General features: G+C 63.8%; 9 protein-coding genes. 5 read left to right on the top strand and 4 right to left on the bottom strand.

Annotation, left to right across the window (positions count from 1 at the left end; genetic code table 11):
- The first annotated feature begins 67 nt into the window (after nucleotides 1–67).
- Complete coding sequence (locus IPM49_02745; GenBank protein MBK9273444.1) at nucleotides 68–2,779, top strand: hypothetical protein; 2,712 nt, start codon at nucleotides 68–70, stop codon at nucleotides 2,777–2,779.
- Between the two features lie 257 nt (nucleotides 2,780–3,036).
- Here IPM49_02745 and IPM49_02740 read toward each other — a convergent pair whose 3' ends face one another.
- The gene (locus IPM49_02740; GenBank protein MBK9273443.1) at nucleotides 3,037–5,637 is read right to left on the bottom strand and encodes an ATP-dependent Clp protease ATP-binding subunit; all 2,601 of its coding nucleotides are present in this window, start codon (nucleotides 5,635–5,637) and stop codon (nucleotides 3,037–3,039) included.
- A gap of 234 nt (nucleotides 5,638–5,871) precedes the next feature.
- On the opposite strand from IPM49_02740, the gene gyrA reads away from it, so the two are divergent.
- Together gyrA and IPM49_02730 are read left to right on the top strand one after the other, a co-directional pair.
- Nucleotides 5,872–8,427, top strand: coding sequence for a DNA gyrase subunit A (gene gyrA, locus IPM49_02735; GenBank protein MBK9273442.1), 2,556 nt, complete (start codon nucleotides 5,872–5,874; stop codon nucleotides 8,425–8,427).
- A gap of 24 nt (nucleotides 8,428–8,451) precedes the next feature.
- Nucleotides 8,452–9,627, top strand: coding sequence for a tetratricopeptide repeat protein (locus tag IPM49_02730; GenBank protein ID MBK9273441.1), 1,176 nt, complete (start codon nucleotides 8,452–8,454; stop codon nucleotides 9,625–9,627).
- Between the two features lie 63 nt (nucleotides 9,628–9,690).
- On the opposite strand, the gene IPM49_02725 is transcribed toward IPM49_02730, so the two are convergent.
- The 3 genes from IPM49_02725 to IPM49_02715 form a co-directional block, all read right to left on the bottom strand.
- Nucleotides 9,691–10,533, bottom strand: coding sequence for an FkbM family methyltransferase (locus IPM49_02725; protein ID MBK9273440.1), 843 nt, complete (start codon nucleotides 10,531–10,533; stop codon nucleotides 9,691–9,693).
- A 98-nt stretch (nucleotides 10,534–10,631) separates the two neighbouring features.
- Nucleotides 10,632–11,684, bottom strand: a complete 1,053-nt coding sequence (locus IPM49_02720) for a hypothetical protein (protein ID MBK9273439.1) — start codon at nucleotides 11,682–11,684, stop codon at nucleotides 10,632–10,634.
- 124 nt (nucleotides 11,685–11,808) lie between these two features.
- Nucleotides 11,809–12,846 carry an SRPBCC family protein gene (locus tag IPM49_02715; protein ID MBK9273438.1) on the bottom strand — a complete coding sequence of 346 codons (1,038 nt, stop codon included), beginning with the start codon at nucleotides 12,844–12,846 and terminating at the stop codon, nucleotides 11,809–11,811.
- Between the two features lie 109 nt (nucleotides 12,847–12,955).
- Between IPM49_02715 and IPM49_02710 the strand changes: the two genes are divergently transcribed.
- Together IPM49_02710 and IPM49_02705 are read left to right on the top strand one after the other, a co-directional pair.
- Nucleotides 12,956–13,519, top strand: coding sequence for a hypothetical protein (locus IPM49_02710; protein MBK9273437.1), 564 nt, complete (start codon nucleotides 12,956–12,958; stop codon nucleotides 13,517–13,519).
- A 105-nt stretch (nucleotides 13,520–13,624) separates the two neighbouring features.
- Nucleotides 13,625–14,302: a zinc metallopeptidase gene (locus IPM49_02705; protein MBK9273436.1), complete on the top strand. Its 678-nt coding sequence runs from the start codon at nucleotides 13,625–13,627 to the stop codon at nucleotides 14,300–14,302.
- Nucleotides 14,303–14,349 lie beyond the last annotated feature (47 nt).

The following is a 14,349-nucleotide window of genomic DNA, read 5'->3' as shown; positions in this document are numbered from 1 at the left end:
GACCCCGATCGGGCCGGTTGATCACGTCTGGCCTTCCTCCGAAGAAATCAATTCTACCGAACGTTCGATGCAACTGGACGCCACAGGTAACCCAGTGATGGTCTACGAGTCGGCGGCAAACGGTGGTATCACCGTTGTGCGTTGGGATGGATGCGATTGGAACACGGTGGGCACGCCAGGTTTCGCCTCTGGATCGTTCCCTTGCCTGGCGATCGATCCCAGTGGTAACATTCTGGTCGCTTTTCGGGACTCTAACAATGGATACAGGGCCACCGTCACACGCTGGGATGGCATCAGTTGGAGCACGGTAGGCCCGCCTGGATTTTCCACGGGAACCCTCGGTGAACCGACTCTGGCCGTGGATGCCAACGGAAACCCCGTGGTCGCTTACGCCGATACGCCGATCGGCGGTAAAGTCACTGTGATGCGCTGGGACGGTGTTTCATGGAATGCAGTGGGTCAGCCTGGGATATCTCCCGGAAGTGCCAATTACCTGAGCTTGGCCTTGGACGCTAGCGGCTATCCAGTCGTAGCCTATCCTGATGGGTCTGACGCGAACAAGACCACGGTTATGCGGTGGGACGGGAACAGTTGGAGCACGGTGGGTTCCCAGCACATATCATGGACCTCGAGTTTCCACAGCCTGGCCCTGGACGCTGGCGGCAACCCTGTAGTAGCCTATCGGGATTTCAACGGCGGTGGTGGCGCCCAGGTGAAACGATGGAACGGAAGCAGTTGGAGCACCGTGGGCACTACCGCCATTTCGGTGGGAACGGCAGCCTACCTAAGTCTGGCCATAGATGCCAGCGATAACCCGATATTGGCATTTTCCGATGATGGGATCCAAGGAAGGACCAGTGTCATGCGCTGCGACGGTGGTGTTTGGTATTCAATAGGCCAGCCGGCTGGTGTTTCGGTGACGGCCGTTGGTCAAAGCCTGGCCTTGGACGCAAGTGGAAACCCTGTTGTGGCTTTTCGGTCCCCCAAGGCCTGTGTTAGCCGCTGGGACGGTGGTAGCTGGATCACGGTGGGTATACCTGGAGTCTCCGAAATTGGCGCAGATTTCATCAGTTTGGCCTTGGATACCAGCGACAACCCTGTCGTGGCCTATATGGATATCAATAACGGGTGGAAGAGTACGGTGGTGCGCTGGGATGGCAGCCATTGGAACACGGTCGGCCCCTCGGGGTTCTCGGCGGGGGGGGCCACTGAACTGAGCTTGACCCTGGACTCCAGCGGATCTCCTGTAGTGGCCTACCGGGACTTTGCCAATGGCCAGAAGTGCACAGTGATGCGCTGGAATGGGAGCCAATGGAGCACCATTGGCCCTCCGGGATTCTCAGGGGGGGCTATCACTCAACTCAGCTTGGCCCTGGAGGCGAGCGGTGCTCCGGTCGTGGCCTACCGTGATGATGCCACTGGCGGCAAGATCACGGTGATGCGCTGGAACGGCAACAACTGGAGCACCGTCGGCCCGGCAGGGATCTCTGCTGGCGTAGTCCTATCCCCAAGCCTCAAGTTGGACGCGAGCGGCCATCCGGTCGTGGCCTACTGTGATTGGGCCAACGCTTACAAGGCTACGGTGATACGCTGGAACGGCAACACCTGGAGTACGGTCGGCCCTCCCGGCTTTTCACCGGCATCTACCCAGGACGTTAGCATGGCGCTCGATTCTCTCGGTAATCCGATCGTGGCATGCTCGGATGGCGCCAATGGAAGTACCACCGTTATGCGTTGGGACGGTAATGCGTGGAGTTCCGTGGGAAACCCAGGGATATCACCAGGATGGCATTGGCGCCCTATGTTGGATTTAGATAGTGATGACAACCCTATTGTGGCTTATGTGGACGTTGATGACCAAAGTAGGGTCACTGTTGTGCGCTGGGATGGCACCAGTTGGAGCACGGTCGGGCCGGTAGGCTTCACGGTATCGATTACTGGAGATAACTGTCACGCTCTCAAGGTGGATTCGCAAGGAAGGCCAATCGTGGCCTATGTGAGCGGCCATCTATTCGCTCAACGGTTTGAGTCGGCCCCTGTTACCACAAGCTTGGTCTGTGGTTCCGTTTTCTGTGGGGGTGGATCGCTGACCGTCTCCTTCACGGCGTCAGGGACCTACGGCATCAATAATACGTTCACTGCTCAATTGAGCGATGATACTGGGGGCTTTAGTTCACCGGTCGACATCGGAAGTCTGAACGGAACGAGCAGTGGCAGCATAGCCTGCTCGATACCTCCAGGGGTGCCCGTTGGCTCGAGTTATCGTATTCGCGTGGTGAGCAGCGACCCGGTTGTGATCGGTATTGATAACGGCGGCGATATCACCCTTGGCGCCCTCGCTCTTTGGTATGCCGATGGAGATGGCGATGGGCTCGGCGACGGTGGCGTCGACAGCTTGGCATGCGCGCAACCATATGGTCACGTAGCAAATGCGAACGATGACTGCCCCTCCGTGTTCGGCACAATTGGAACTCCCTGCGACGACGGCAACGCGCTCACTTTCAACGATGCGATCGATGTGAATTGCGCTTGCGTTGGTGACTTCACCACCGTGCTACCAGATGGGGCTGCTACAGGTAGTACCATCCAGTATGACCGTGCCGGGGGGGTCATTACCGTTTGGTCCAACGATGCGGGCCCGGTGGGTCTTTTCGACGCTACCGGGCGTTTGGTAGCCGCCGAGACAGGACGTATGGTGCGGCTCAATGTTGCCTCGTTGCCATTGGGAGTGTACGTGATCTACACGGTTGGTCGGGCTGAGCGCGTGCTTGTGTTCTGATCAGTCCGTCGACCGGCCAGGTGGTGTCGGTCCTGCACACCACATAGGTCATAGGGACGAACCATCGGAAGGACGGAGAGCAGGAGAATGCCCGCCCGGTCGCACGGTGCAGGCGGAAGGCCCGCCGTACAGCTACCTCACGGTGGGGCTGGGCTTCAGCACGCGGTTCAGGAAAAGCGCGGACCGGGGGGAGTGGTAGCGCCCCACGTAGAACGGCCCGCTCGTCGCGGGCCGTTCTGCATGAAGAATGAGAACCCTTATTCGCCCGGCGCCGGGGGCAGCTCCTTGGGCTCGCCGCCTTCGGCCTTGCCGATCTTCTTCTTGCCCTTGGTGACCTTGATGGCCACGTCGGTCTTCTCCTTGTTGAGGCCCACGACGATCTTGTCGCCCTCCTCGATGGCCTGGTTGATGATCTCCTCGGCCATGGGGTCCTCGATGAACTTCTGGATGGCCCGCTTCAGCGGACGGGCACCGAACTTCTCGTCGTAGCCCTTCTCCACCAGGAAGTCCTTGGCCTCGTCGGTGAGCTTCAGTTCGTAGCCCAGCTCGCCGATGCGCTTGTACAGGTGCCCCAGCTCGATGTCGATGATCTTGTGGATGTCCTCCCGCTTCAGCGAGTTGAACATGATGATGTCGTCGATGCGGTTGAGGAACTCCGGGGCGAAGGCCTTCTTGAGCGCCTTCTCGATGATGCCGCGGTTGGTCTCCTCCTGCGCCTCGCTGCGCGCCGTGGTGCCGAAGCCCACGCCCTTGCCGTAGTCGGCCAGGTCGCGCGCCCCGATGTTTGAGGTCATGATGATGATCGTGTTCTTGAAGTCGATGTGGCGGCCGAGGCTGTCGGTCATCTTGCCGTCATCGAGCGCCTGCAGCAGCAGGTTGAACACGTCGGGGTGCGCCTTCTCGATCTCGTCGAGCAGGATGATGGCGTAGGGCCGGCGGCGCACCTTCTCGGTGAGCTGGCCGCCCTCCTCGTAGCCCACATAGCCCGGCGGCGCGCCGATCAGGCGGCTCACGGAGAACTTCTCCATGTACTCGCTCATGTCGATCCGCACCAGCGCCTCCTCGGTGTCGAAGAGGTAGCGGGCGAGCTCCTTGGCCAGCTGCGTCTTGCCCACGCCCGTGGGGCCCAGGAAGATGAACGAGCCGATGGGGCGGTTGGGGTCCTTCAGGCCGGCACGGTTGCGCTGGATGGCCTTCACCACCTTGCCCACCGCCTCGTCCTGGCCGATCACCTTGCCCTGCATCTCCTCCTTCATGCGGCGCAGCTTGCCGCTCTCCTTCTCGGCGATCCGCGTCACGGGGATGCCGCTCATCATGGCCACCACCTCGGCCACGTTCTCCTCGTTCACGGTGGTGCGGTGGGTGCGGCTCTCCTCCTCCCACTGCTTCTTGGCGCGCTCCAGCTCCTCCTGCAACTGCCGCTCGCGGTCCCGCAGCTTGGCGGCCTCCTCGTAGCGCTGGCTGCGCACCACCTTGTTCTTCTCCTCCTTCACCTCCTCGATCTTGCCCTCCACATCCAGGATGTTCTTGGGCACCACGATGTTGCTGATGTGCACCCGGCTGCCCGCCTCGTCCAGCGCGTCGATGGCCTTGTCCGGCAGGTGCCGGTCGGTGATGTACCGGTTGGTGAGCTTCACGCAGGCCTCGATGGCCTCCGGCGTGTAGTTCACGTTGTGGTGATCCTCGTACTTCTCCTTGATGTTGTTGAGGATCTGGATGGTCTCGTCCACGCTCGTGGGCTCCACCAGCACCTTTTGGAAGCGGCGCTCCAGGGCCCCGTCCTTCTCGATGTACTGGCGGTACTCGTCGAGGGTGGTGGCGCCGATGCACTGGATCTCGCCGCGCGCCAGGGCGGGCTTGAACATGTTGCTGGCGTCGAGGCTTCCGCTGGCACCGCCGGCGCCCACGATGGTGTGGATCTCGTCGATGAAGAGGATCACGTCCGGGCTGTTCTCCAGCTCGTTCATCACCGCCTTCATGCGCTCCTCGAACTGGCCGCGGTACTTGGTGCCGGCCACCAGGCTGGCGATGTCGAGGGCCACGATGCGTTTGCCGAAGAGCACGCGGCTCACCTTGCGCTGGATGATGCGCAGGGCCAGGCCTTCGGCGATGGCGCTTTTGCCCACGCCGGGCTCGCCGATCAGCACGGGGTTGTTCTTCTTGCGTCGGCTCAGCACCTGGCTCACGCGCTCGATCTCCTTCTCGCGGCCCACGATGGGGTCCAGCTTGCCGTCCTCGGCCAGCTTGGTCAGGTCGCGGCCGAAGTTGTCCAGCACCGGCGTCTTGCTCTTGCTGTCGGAGGGCTTGCGCTGGCCGCCGGAGTATCCGCCGCCGCTCTCCTCGTCGTCGTCGTCCGCGCTCTGCGGGCCCTGGGCCTTCGGTCCTTTGGCGGTGCCGGCCGTGGGGGCGGGGCCACCCCCGGCGAGGATGGCGTCCACTTCGTTCTTCACGCTCTCGTAATCCACGTTGAACTTGTGCAGGGTGCGGGTGGCCAGGTTGTCCTCGTCCTTCAGGATGCTGAGCAGCAGGTGCTCGGTGTCGATGTGCGGGCTCTTGAACAGCTTGGCCTCCAGGAAGGTGATCTTCAGCATCTTCTCGGCCTGCTTGATCAGGGTGATCTTGTCCTTGTCCGGCGGGCGCATCGCGCTGGCGGGCTCCATGCTGCCCTCCACCGAACGGCGGAGCTCCTCCAGGTCCACGTCCAGGTGGTGGAGGATCTTCACGGCGTTGCCCTCGCCCTCGCGGATGAGGCCGAGCAGGATGTGCTCGATGCCGATGTAGTTGTGCCCGAGCCGGAGGGCCTCCTCGCGGCTGAAGGTGATGACGTCCCGGACCCGGGGGGAGAATTTGGCGTCCATGCGGTGGTTCGGCGGTGGTGCGTCCGTGGGATGAAGGTACGGTTACGAACACCGGGGGCAAGCTATCCAATCGGGCTTCGTGCCTCCCGGTCCGACCATCGTGCTTTTATCCACAAGGAACTGTGCGGTCTGTGGAAAAATACGGGGGCCTCGAACCCCTCAACGAAGTACTTTCGGGCTCCCTTTTCGGCACCCCAGATATCACGGACCGTGCCAATGACGAATTGACAGCCCATGACCGACGGAGAGAAGATCGTCCCGATCAACATCGAGAACGAGATGAAGACCGCCTACATCGATTACTCGATGTCGGTGATCGTGAGCCGGGCACTGCCTGATGTGCGCGATGGCCTCAAGCCCGTGCACCGCCGCGTGCTCTTCGGCATGCAGGAACTGGGCGTGCTCAGCAACCGACCCTACAAGAAAAGCGCCCGTATCGTCGGGGAGGTGCTCGGGAAGTACCACCCGCACGGCGACGGCAGCGTGTACGACGCCATGGTGCGCATGGCCCAGGACTGGAGCCTGCGCTACCCGCTGGTCGATGGTCAGGGCAACTTCGGCAGCATCGATGGGGACAGCCCGGCGGCCATGCGCTACACCGAGGCCCGCCTGAAGAAGATCGCCGAGGAGGTGCTGGCCGACCTGGACAAGGAGACGGTGGACATGCGGCCCAACTTCGACGACACCTTGGAGGAGCCCAGCGTGATGCCCACCCGCATCCCCCAGCTGCTCGTGAACGGGGCGGCCGGCATCGCCGTGGGCATGGCCACCAACATGCCACCGCACAACCTCACCGAGGTCTGCGATGCCACCATCGCGTACATCGACGACCGCGACATCGACATCGATGGGCTGATGCAGCACATCAAGGGTCCGGACTTCCCCACCGGCGGGGTGATCTACGGCACCGATGGCATCCGCGAGGCCTACCACACCGGTCGCGGCCGCATCGTGCTCCGCGGCAAGTGCCACATCGAGGAGGACCAGCGCACCGGCCGCGAGACCATCATCTGCACGGAGATCCCCTACCAGACGAACAAGGCCGTGCAGCTCTACAAGGGCGTGGCCGACCTGGTGAACGACAAGAAGATCGAGGGCCTCAGCGACGTCAACGACTACAGCGACCGCACCGGCATCCGCCTGGCCTACGAGGTGAAGCGCGAGGCCATGGGCACCGTGGTGCTCAACCAGCTGTACAAGTACAGCGCGCTGCAGAGCAGCTTCAGCGTGAACAACATCGCGCTGGTGGGCGGGCGGCCCATGCTCCTGAACCTCAAGGACATGATCGCGCGCTTCGTGGACCATCGCCACGACGTGGTGGTGCGCCGCACGAAGTACGACCTGCGCAAGGCCGAGGAGCGCGCCCACATCCTGGAGGGCCTGCTGATCGCCCTCGACCACCTGGATGCCGTGATCGCCCTGATCCGCGCCAGCCAGACACCCGACGAGGCCCGCGATGGCCTGATGAAGGAGTTCGGCCTCACCGAGATCCAGGCCCGCGCCATCCTCGACATGCGCCTGCAGCGCCTCACCGGACTGGAGCGCGACAAGATCCGCGAGGAACACGCCGAGCTCATGACCCTCATCGCCCACTTGAAGGCCGTGCTGGCCGACGAGGGGCTGCGTATGGGCATCATCAAGGACGAGCTGCGCGAGGTGAAGGAGAAGTACGGCGACAAGCGCCGCACGGAGATCGTGGCCAGCGGGGCCGACCTCAACATGGAGGACCTCATCGCCGACGATGCGGTGGTGGTCACCATCAGCCACATGGGCTACATCAAGCGCACGCCCCTGGCCGAGTTCCGCACCCAGAGCCGGGGTGGGGTGGGCAGCCGTGGCAGCACCACCCGCGACGAGGACTTCCTGGAGCACCTGTTCGTGGCCACCAACCACAACTACCTGCTCATCTTCACCCAGAAGGGCCGCTGCTACTGGATGCGGGTGTTCGACATCCCCGAAGGCACGCGCCAGAGCAAGGGCCGCGCCATCCAGAACCTCATCCAGATCGAGGCCGATGACAAGGTGCTGGCCTACATCAATGTGAAGGACCTCAAGAGCGAGGACTACCTGAACAACCACTTCGTGGTGCTGTGCACCAAGAACGGGGTCATCAAGAAGACCACGCTGGAGGCCTACAGCCGTCCCCGCGCCAACGGCATCATCGCCGTGGGCATCCGCGAGGGCGACGAGCTGCTGGAGGCCCGCCTCACCAACGGCAACTGCCACATCATCATGGCCAGCCGCGAGGGCAAGGCCAACCACTTCGAGGAGAACCGGGTGCGCCCCATGGGCCGCGGGGCCAGCGGGGTGCGGGGCATGCTGCTGGAGGACGGCGACGAGGTGGTGGGCATGATCACCATCGACAAGGCCGAGACCGGCACCCGCCAGGTGCTGGTGGTGAGCGAGAACGGCTACGGCAAACGCACCCCCCTGATGGACAAGGAAGGGGAGTACGAGTACCGCATCACCAACCGCGGCGGCAAAGGGGTGAAGACCCTGCAGGTGACCGAGAAGACCGGAAAAGTGGTGGCCATCAAGGACGTCACCGAGGAGGATCATCTGATGATCATCAACCGCAGCGGCATCACCATCCGCACCCGGGTGAACGAGCTGCGCCAGCTGGGCCGGGCCACCCAGGGCGTGCGCCTGATCGAACTGCGCGCCAACGACCGTATCGCCGCTGTGGCCAAGGTGGACAGCGACCTGCACGAGGACGAGGACCTGAACGGCGAGGGTGCGGACGGCGCTGCGAATGGCACCGAAGTTGATACCCCGGCCCCCGAAGCCTGAACCGAAGACACGACCGACCCCCTCATGAAGCGTACCCTCATCCTCCTGTTCGCCGCCGGCACCCTGGGCCTCCACGCCCAGAACAGCAACGTGGTGAACGCCTACAACTACCTCCAGGACGGCGATCTGGCCAAGGCGGCCGAGTTCATCGAGCCCGCCGTCACCAACGAGGCCACCATGGGCAAGGACAAGACCTGGCGCTACCGGGGCGACATCTACCGCCTGATCGCCCTGGGGCAGGACGAGACCCTCAAGGCCCAGTTCCCCGAGGCCATGCAGCGCGCCATCGACAGCTACATCAAGGCGCAGGAGCTGGACACCAAGGGGAGCTACAAGAACGAGATCCAGCAGAACCTGCTCGCCCTGCAGGCCGCGTCGCTCAACAAAGGCAACGATGCCTTCAGCGCCAAGGAGTACGACAAGGCCATCGCCCTCTACGGCAACAGCGAGCGCATCGCCAAGGCCTTCGGCGCGGTGGACACCAACGCCATCTTCAACAGCGCCCTGGCTTACGAGACCAAGGGTGACGCCGCCATGGCCATCCAGCGCTACGGGGAGTGCCTCAGCCTGGGCTACGACAAGCCGGAGATCTACCGCTACAAGGCCAACCTGCAGAAGAAGGCCGGCGATGTGGACGGTGCGATCGCCACCGTGCGCCAGGGGCGCACCAAGCATGTGGGCAACAAGGACCTGATCCTGGACGAGATGAGCTACCAGCTGGAGGCCGGCCGTACCGAGGAGGCCGAGAAGAGCGTGAACGAGGCCATCGCCGCCGACCCGGAGAACGCCGTGCTCTACAGCATCCTGGGCAGCCTGTACGATGCCAAGGCCAACCCCAAGGAAGGCCCCGCGCCTGCCGAGGCCGATGTGGCCAAGTGGACGGACCTGGCCGAGGAGAACTACAAAAAGAGCCTGGAGCGCGACCCCAAGTTCTTCGACGCCTATTTCAACATCGGTGTGCTGTACAACAACCGCGCGGCCACCTGCTACAGCAAGGCCAACGGCATCAAGGACAACGCCGCCTACGAGAAGGCCAAGACCGCCTGCGATGGGGTCTTCGTGAAGGCCGTACCGTACTTCGAAAAGGCGCACGAGCTCCGTCCGGACGACGTGCAGACGATCCAACAGCTGATGAAGCTGTATGCCAAGACCGACGACCAGGCCAAGTATGCCGCCATGAAGGCGAAGCTCGGACAATAAGGCCGTTGGCGCGTTAAGGGTGAGAGCTCCGGTCATGGCCGGGGCTCTCTGCGCTTCCGGCGGTCAGCGTTCGCGCAGCCAGAGGATGTCCTCGCGCAGGTCCCGGTGGGCCATCACGTCCACCGCTTCGGTGCGCCCGTCCATCCGCGCCCGGAAGGAGCGGAAGCCCGCCGCGCGCAGCAGGTCGTCGATCGCCTGCACCTCGGCCCGCGACCGGTCCAGCAGGGTGGTCTCCACCATGATACGGGTGATGCGCCCTTCGGCCAGCATCCGTTGGGCGCCCCGCAGGGCCGGCAGCTCCGAACCCTCGATGTCCAGCTTCAGGAAGTCGATGCGTTCGACGCCCTGCTCGCCGCAGAACGCGTCCACCGTGGTCACCTGCACCGGATACGGGATCTTGTCCGTGGGGTCAAAGGTGCCCTCCAGGCAGGCAAAGCCCCGCACCATCACCCGGGGGGTGTCGTAAAAGGTGTGCGTGCCGGTGTGGTCGGTGAGCGCCAGGTCCCACAACGACCACGTGCGGAAGGCGCCGAGGTCGTTCATGCGGCGGATCTGGGCATTGGCCGTGCGCGAGGGCTCGAAGGAGTGCACATGGCCCGCAGCGCCCACCAGGCCCAGGCAATGCGCCGCGAAATAGCCCATGTTGGCACCCGGGTCGAACACGATCATGCCCGGACGCAGGGTGCGGGAGAGGTAGTTCATGATGTTGACCTCGTAAAGGCCGAAGTACATCATGCGGTGCTGCCGGATGCCGAGGTCCAGCGAAAGCCGGACGCCGTTCAGGAGCAGTTCGACCGGATCACCGGTGTTCGTCCATTCGCCGACCAGGTCGGCCAGGCGATGACGGCCCCGGACGGGAAGCCGGGTGAGCTGGCGGGTGATGGAGCGGAGCGGAGCGCGCCACATGGCCGGCGAAGGTAGTCCAGCCGGTCGGGTGGGCGGGGATCACGATCAGCGGGCTACGGGCCTGAGCATCAGAAATCTACAACTTAACATAATATAAATTATGTGCCAATCTGGGTGTCGAACAGGCCTTCGATCGGTTCCACGCCCAAGCCGGTCGGCCCCAGGCTTCTGTAGGCACCGCTCACCAGGCCGAAGCCCCGGAACGGGTCGTTGGCGATCAACCAAGGACCGTCCAGGTCGCACAGGTCGGCCAGTCCGCCAAGCGACGCCATCGCCGCACAGCCCAGGCTGCTTTCGCTCATGCTCCCGAGCATCACCAGCATGCTCCGTTCACGCGCGCAGGCGATCATGCGTTCCGCATGGTCGAGCCCGCCGCACTTCATCAACTTCACGTTCACCCCGGTGAACGCCCATCCGCGCGCCTCCAGGTCCTCCGGACCCTGCACAGACTCGTCCGCGATGACCGGTACCGCGGTCTGTCGGCACAGGTCGGCATGCCGGTCCAGGTCATCCTTGTGGAACGGTTGTTCGAGGCCCACCACCCGGTCCGGCCCGCCGGCCGCCTCCACAAGACCCAAGGCCTGTTCCACCGCGGTCAATCCCTGGTTCGCGTCCAACAACAAGGGCCGCTTGGACCGTTGGGCGAGCCAGCGCAGCACCTTGGGGTCGTCAGGCGTTCCGTTCAGCTTGACCTTCAGTACAGGTGCGTCGTTCGCTTCGTTCAATTTCTCGTCCAGCTCGTCCAAGGCACTGGTCCCCAACGTATAGATCGCCTTGCCCGGCGCATGGGGTCCGATCGGACCACGAGGTGAAGCATGGATACCTTTTCTCCTTAGGATCAGGTCCATGAAGGCCATGTGAAGGCCTGCGCGCGCGGCTGGATGCGTTCGGCTGTCCAGCACCTGGTCAATGGACCTTGCAAGCGACTTCAGGTCGGATGCGTCAATGACCTGAACATCAACGCTTCGAAAGAGTCCGATGATGCTGGCTTGGTCCTCGCTGACGTACGGTGGCGTGGTGGCCTCGCCGTACCCGCAAGGGCCACCGTCGCTCAGGCGGATCAGCACGCTGTCGGTGCCGTCCCGCAGTCCATGCGCTGTGCCGAAGGGGCGCTTGAACCGCAGGCGATACGGCCGGATGTCCAGCTTCACGGCACCAAGGTCGTTCGAGGCACCCGCCGGTCAGCGTCCTGCGGCCCCCGAGTTCCGAACAGCCGGGAACGAACAAGCCCCGGAGCCGGACCCCGGGGCTTGCGTCGGACCCGCTTGAGCGGTCCTACTTGATGGGATACACCACCCGGGTGAGCCACTTGGCCGTGTCGGGTTCCGTGCCGGGGTCGGTGATGTACTCCTCGAGCACCACATCGCTCATCGTGGCGCCGTCGGCCTTGATCTTCCTGTCGATGGCCATGTGGGCCTTCTCCGTGTTGGCGTAGGGCCCGTAGTGGTCGATGGTGTAGGCCTTGCCGGCCGGGACCTCCACGAGGGTCATGCCCTTCAGCTTGTCCTTGGTGCTGGCCGAAACGGGGATGCCCGCCAGCATGTCCGCCTCCTGCTTGGCCTCGTTCCACTCGTAGAACAACCCGCTTGGCGCGCCGGCCGGTTCCACGCCCGCACCCTGCATGATGCCCATGGCCTTGCCGAAGGTGCTGCCGAAGAAGGCCTCCATGTTGCTCCATTTCACGCGCTTGCGCTCGCCGACGTACCACATCGCCGGACGGTCCACGATGTTCACCTCGAAGCCGTCGACCATCCTGGCCTTCTGCTCGGCGATGGCCTTGGCGTCCGCCTCGGCCAGGCCCTTGAGGTTGGACAGGCCTTTCTCGAAGTCGGGCCCCAGCATCTTGTCCATGTCCATGAACACGCCCATCACTCGGCCCACGAAGCCGTTCTCGCCCTGCAGGCCCCAGGTGATGCGGGTGCTGTCGCCCATCGCCTCCAGGTCGTAGGTGCCCTCGTTCACGGCCTCCATCGGCTCCAGGAAGGTGAGCTTGGTGCGCACGCTCTTGTTGGCCTCGATGGCCACGATCTCCTGCATGCCCTTGCCCACGGTGTCGCCTTCCCACTTCCACACGGCGCCCACCGTACCGTCCGTGCCTTCGATGGTCTGCACCTGGTCCTTGTCCATCTCCTGCCAGGGCCCCCAGTTCTTCATCTCGGCGAGCTTGCCCACCCGGTTGAAGACCACCTCGGCCGGGGCGGCGATCACCGCGCTGCGCTCCACGCGGAAGGTCTTGGGGCCCATGAGGCCCAGGATCACGAACAGGCCCGCCAGGGCCAGCAGGATGATGAGGATGGTCTTGAGGGCTCTCATGGCCACGTTGGGTTTGGGAGGTCAAAGATGCGCCTTGCCCCGAAATGGCATTGGCCGTGGGTCGGACGGTTGGCACGCTCTTTTCTTTGCCGGGCCCACACCCCATCCCATGCTCCACGCGTTCCGCCTCCCCTTCCTCCTCCTGGCCGCCGTCGCCCTGCTCTCCGCCTGCAGCAAGAACACCTCGCCTGCGGGCAACAAGGTGAAGCAGCCCTTCAGCGGCAGCGCCTACGAGAGCAACAACCGCTTCTTCCGCGGCACGGGCCAGGGCGTGAGCGCCAAGCAGAACATCGCCCGCAGCAAGGCCGACCTCGACGCCAAGAACCAGCTGGCGGCCCAGGTGGGCACCAACATGCGGGCGGTGACCGACCAGTACTTGGGCCAGACCGAGAACGCCGGCGCCGCGGACGTGGCCGACAAGTTCCAGACCCTGGTGCGCGAGGTGATGAACACCGAACTGGCCGACCTGCGCAAGATCGGTGAGGAGACCTACCACACCCCCGAGACCCAGGACTACACGGTGTACGTGGCCTACGAGATCCGCAAGGCGGCCATGTGGCGCTTCATGAAGAAGCAGGCCCGCACCAACGCCAAGGTGAGCGAGCAGGAGCTGAAGGTGATGGACGAGATCCTCGATCAGCAGATCAAGGCGGCCGAAGCCGAGGGCGAGTGACCTGCCATCTTTGCCGACCGACCTGCCGAACCGACCCGTACTCCGCGCTGTTCCTTGAACGGAACCGGAATTGCAGGGTCCGCACCAAAACCTGAACGACCCATGATGGGAGCCTACCTCATCGGCATCGTGGTGATGCTCGTGAGCATGCTGGTGAGCCACCAGCTGAAGAGCCGATTCCAGAAGTACAGCGCCACCCCGCTGGCCAATGGCATGAGCGGGGCGGAGATCGCCCAGCAAATGCTGCACGACCACGGCATCACCAACGTGAAGGTGGTGAGCGTGCCCGGCCAGCTCACCGACCATTACAACCCGGCCAACCGCACGGTGAACCTCAGCGAGGCCGTGTACCATGCCCGCAACGCCGCCGCTGCGGCCGTGGCCGCCCACGAGTGCGGGCACGCCGTGCAGCACGCCACCGCCTACCAGTGGCTCACCATGCGCAGCAAGCTGGTGCCCGTGGTGCAGGTGGCCAGCAGCTTCATGCAGTGGGTGATCCTGGGCGGCATCCTGCTGATCAACAGCTTCCCGCAGCTGCTGCTCATCGGCATCATCCTGTTCGCCATGACCACCCTGTTCGCCTTCATCACCCTGCCGGTGGAGTACGACGCCAGCAACCGGGCCCTGGCCTGGATCAAGCGCAACGGCATCGTCACCGCCGGCGAGTACGCCATGAGCGCCGACGCCCTGAAGTGGGCCGCCCGCACCTACGTGGTGGCCGCCATCGGCTCGCTGGCCACGCTGCTCTACTACGTGTCCATCTTCATGAACCGCCGGAACTGATCCCCCTCACCCGTGCGGGAAGGGCCACTGCTTCGGCGGTGGCCTTT

Source organism: Flavobacteriales bacterium (assembly GCA_016715895.1).
Classification (GTDB): domain Bacteria; phylum Bacteroidota; class Bacteroidia; order Flavobacteriales_F; family PHOS-HE28; genus PHOS-HE28.
Note: the sequence above shows the minus strand (reverse complement) of the source record. Positions and strands in the feature narration are given on the sequence as shown.

Bases quoted from the DNA above. Each gene is read 5' to 3' on its own strand.
- IPM49_02745 (MBK9273444.1), top strand. From the start codon at position 68: ATGCAACTGGACGCCACAGGTAACCCAGTGATGGTCTACGAGTCGGCG.
- IPM49_02740 (MBK9273443.1), bottom strand. From the start codon at position 5,637: ATGGACGCCAAATTCTCCCCCCGGGTCCGGGACGTCATCACCTTCAGC.
- gyrA (MBK9273442.1), top strand. From the start codon at position 5,872: ATGACCGACGGAGAGAAGATCGTCCCGATCAACATCGAGAACGAGATG.
- IPM49_02730 (MBK9273441.1), top strand. From the start codon at position 8,452: ATGAAGCGTACCCTCATCCTCCTGTTCGCCGCCGGCACCCTGGGCCTC.
- IPM49_02725 (MBK9273440.1), bottom strand. From the start codon at position 10,533: ATGTGGCGCGCTCCGCTCCGCTCCATCACCCGCCAGCTCACCCGGCTT.
- IPM49_02715 (MBK9273438.1), bottom strand. From the start codon at position 12,846: ATGAGAGCCCTCAAGACCATCCTCATCATCCTGCTGGCCCTGGCGGGC.
- IPM49_02710 (MBK9273437.1), top strand. From the start codon at position 12,956: ATGCTCCACGCGTTCCGCCTCCCCTTCCTCCTCCTGGCCGCCGTCGCC.
- IPM49_02705 (MBK9273436.1), top strand. From the start codon at position 13,625: ATGGGAGCCTACCTCATCGGCATCGTGGTGATGCTCGTGAGCATGCTG.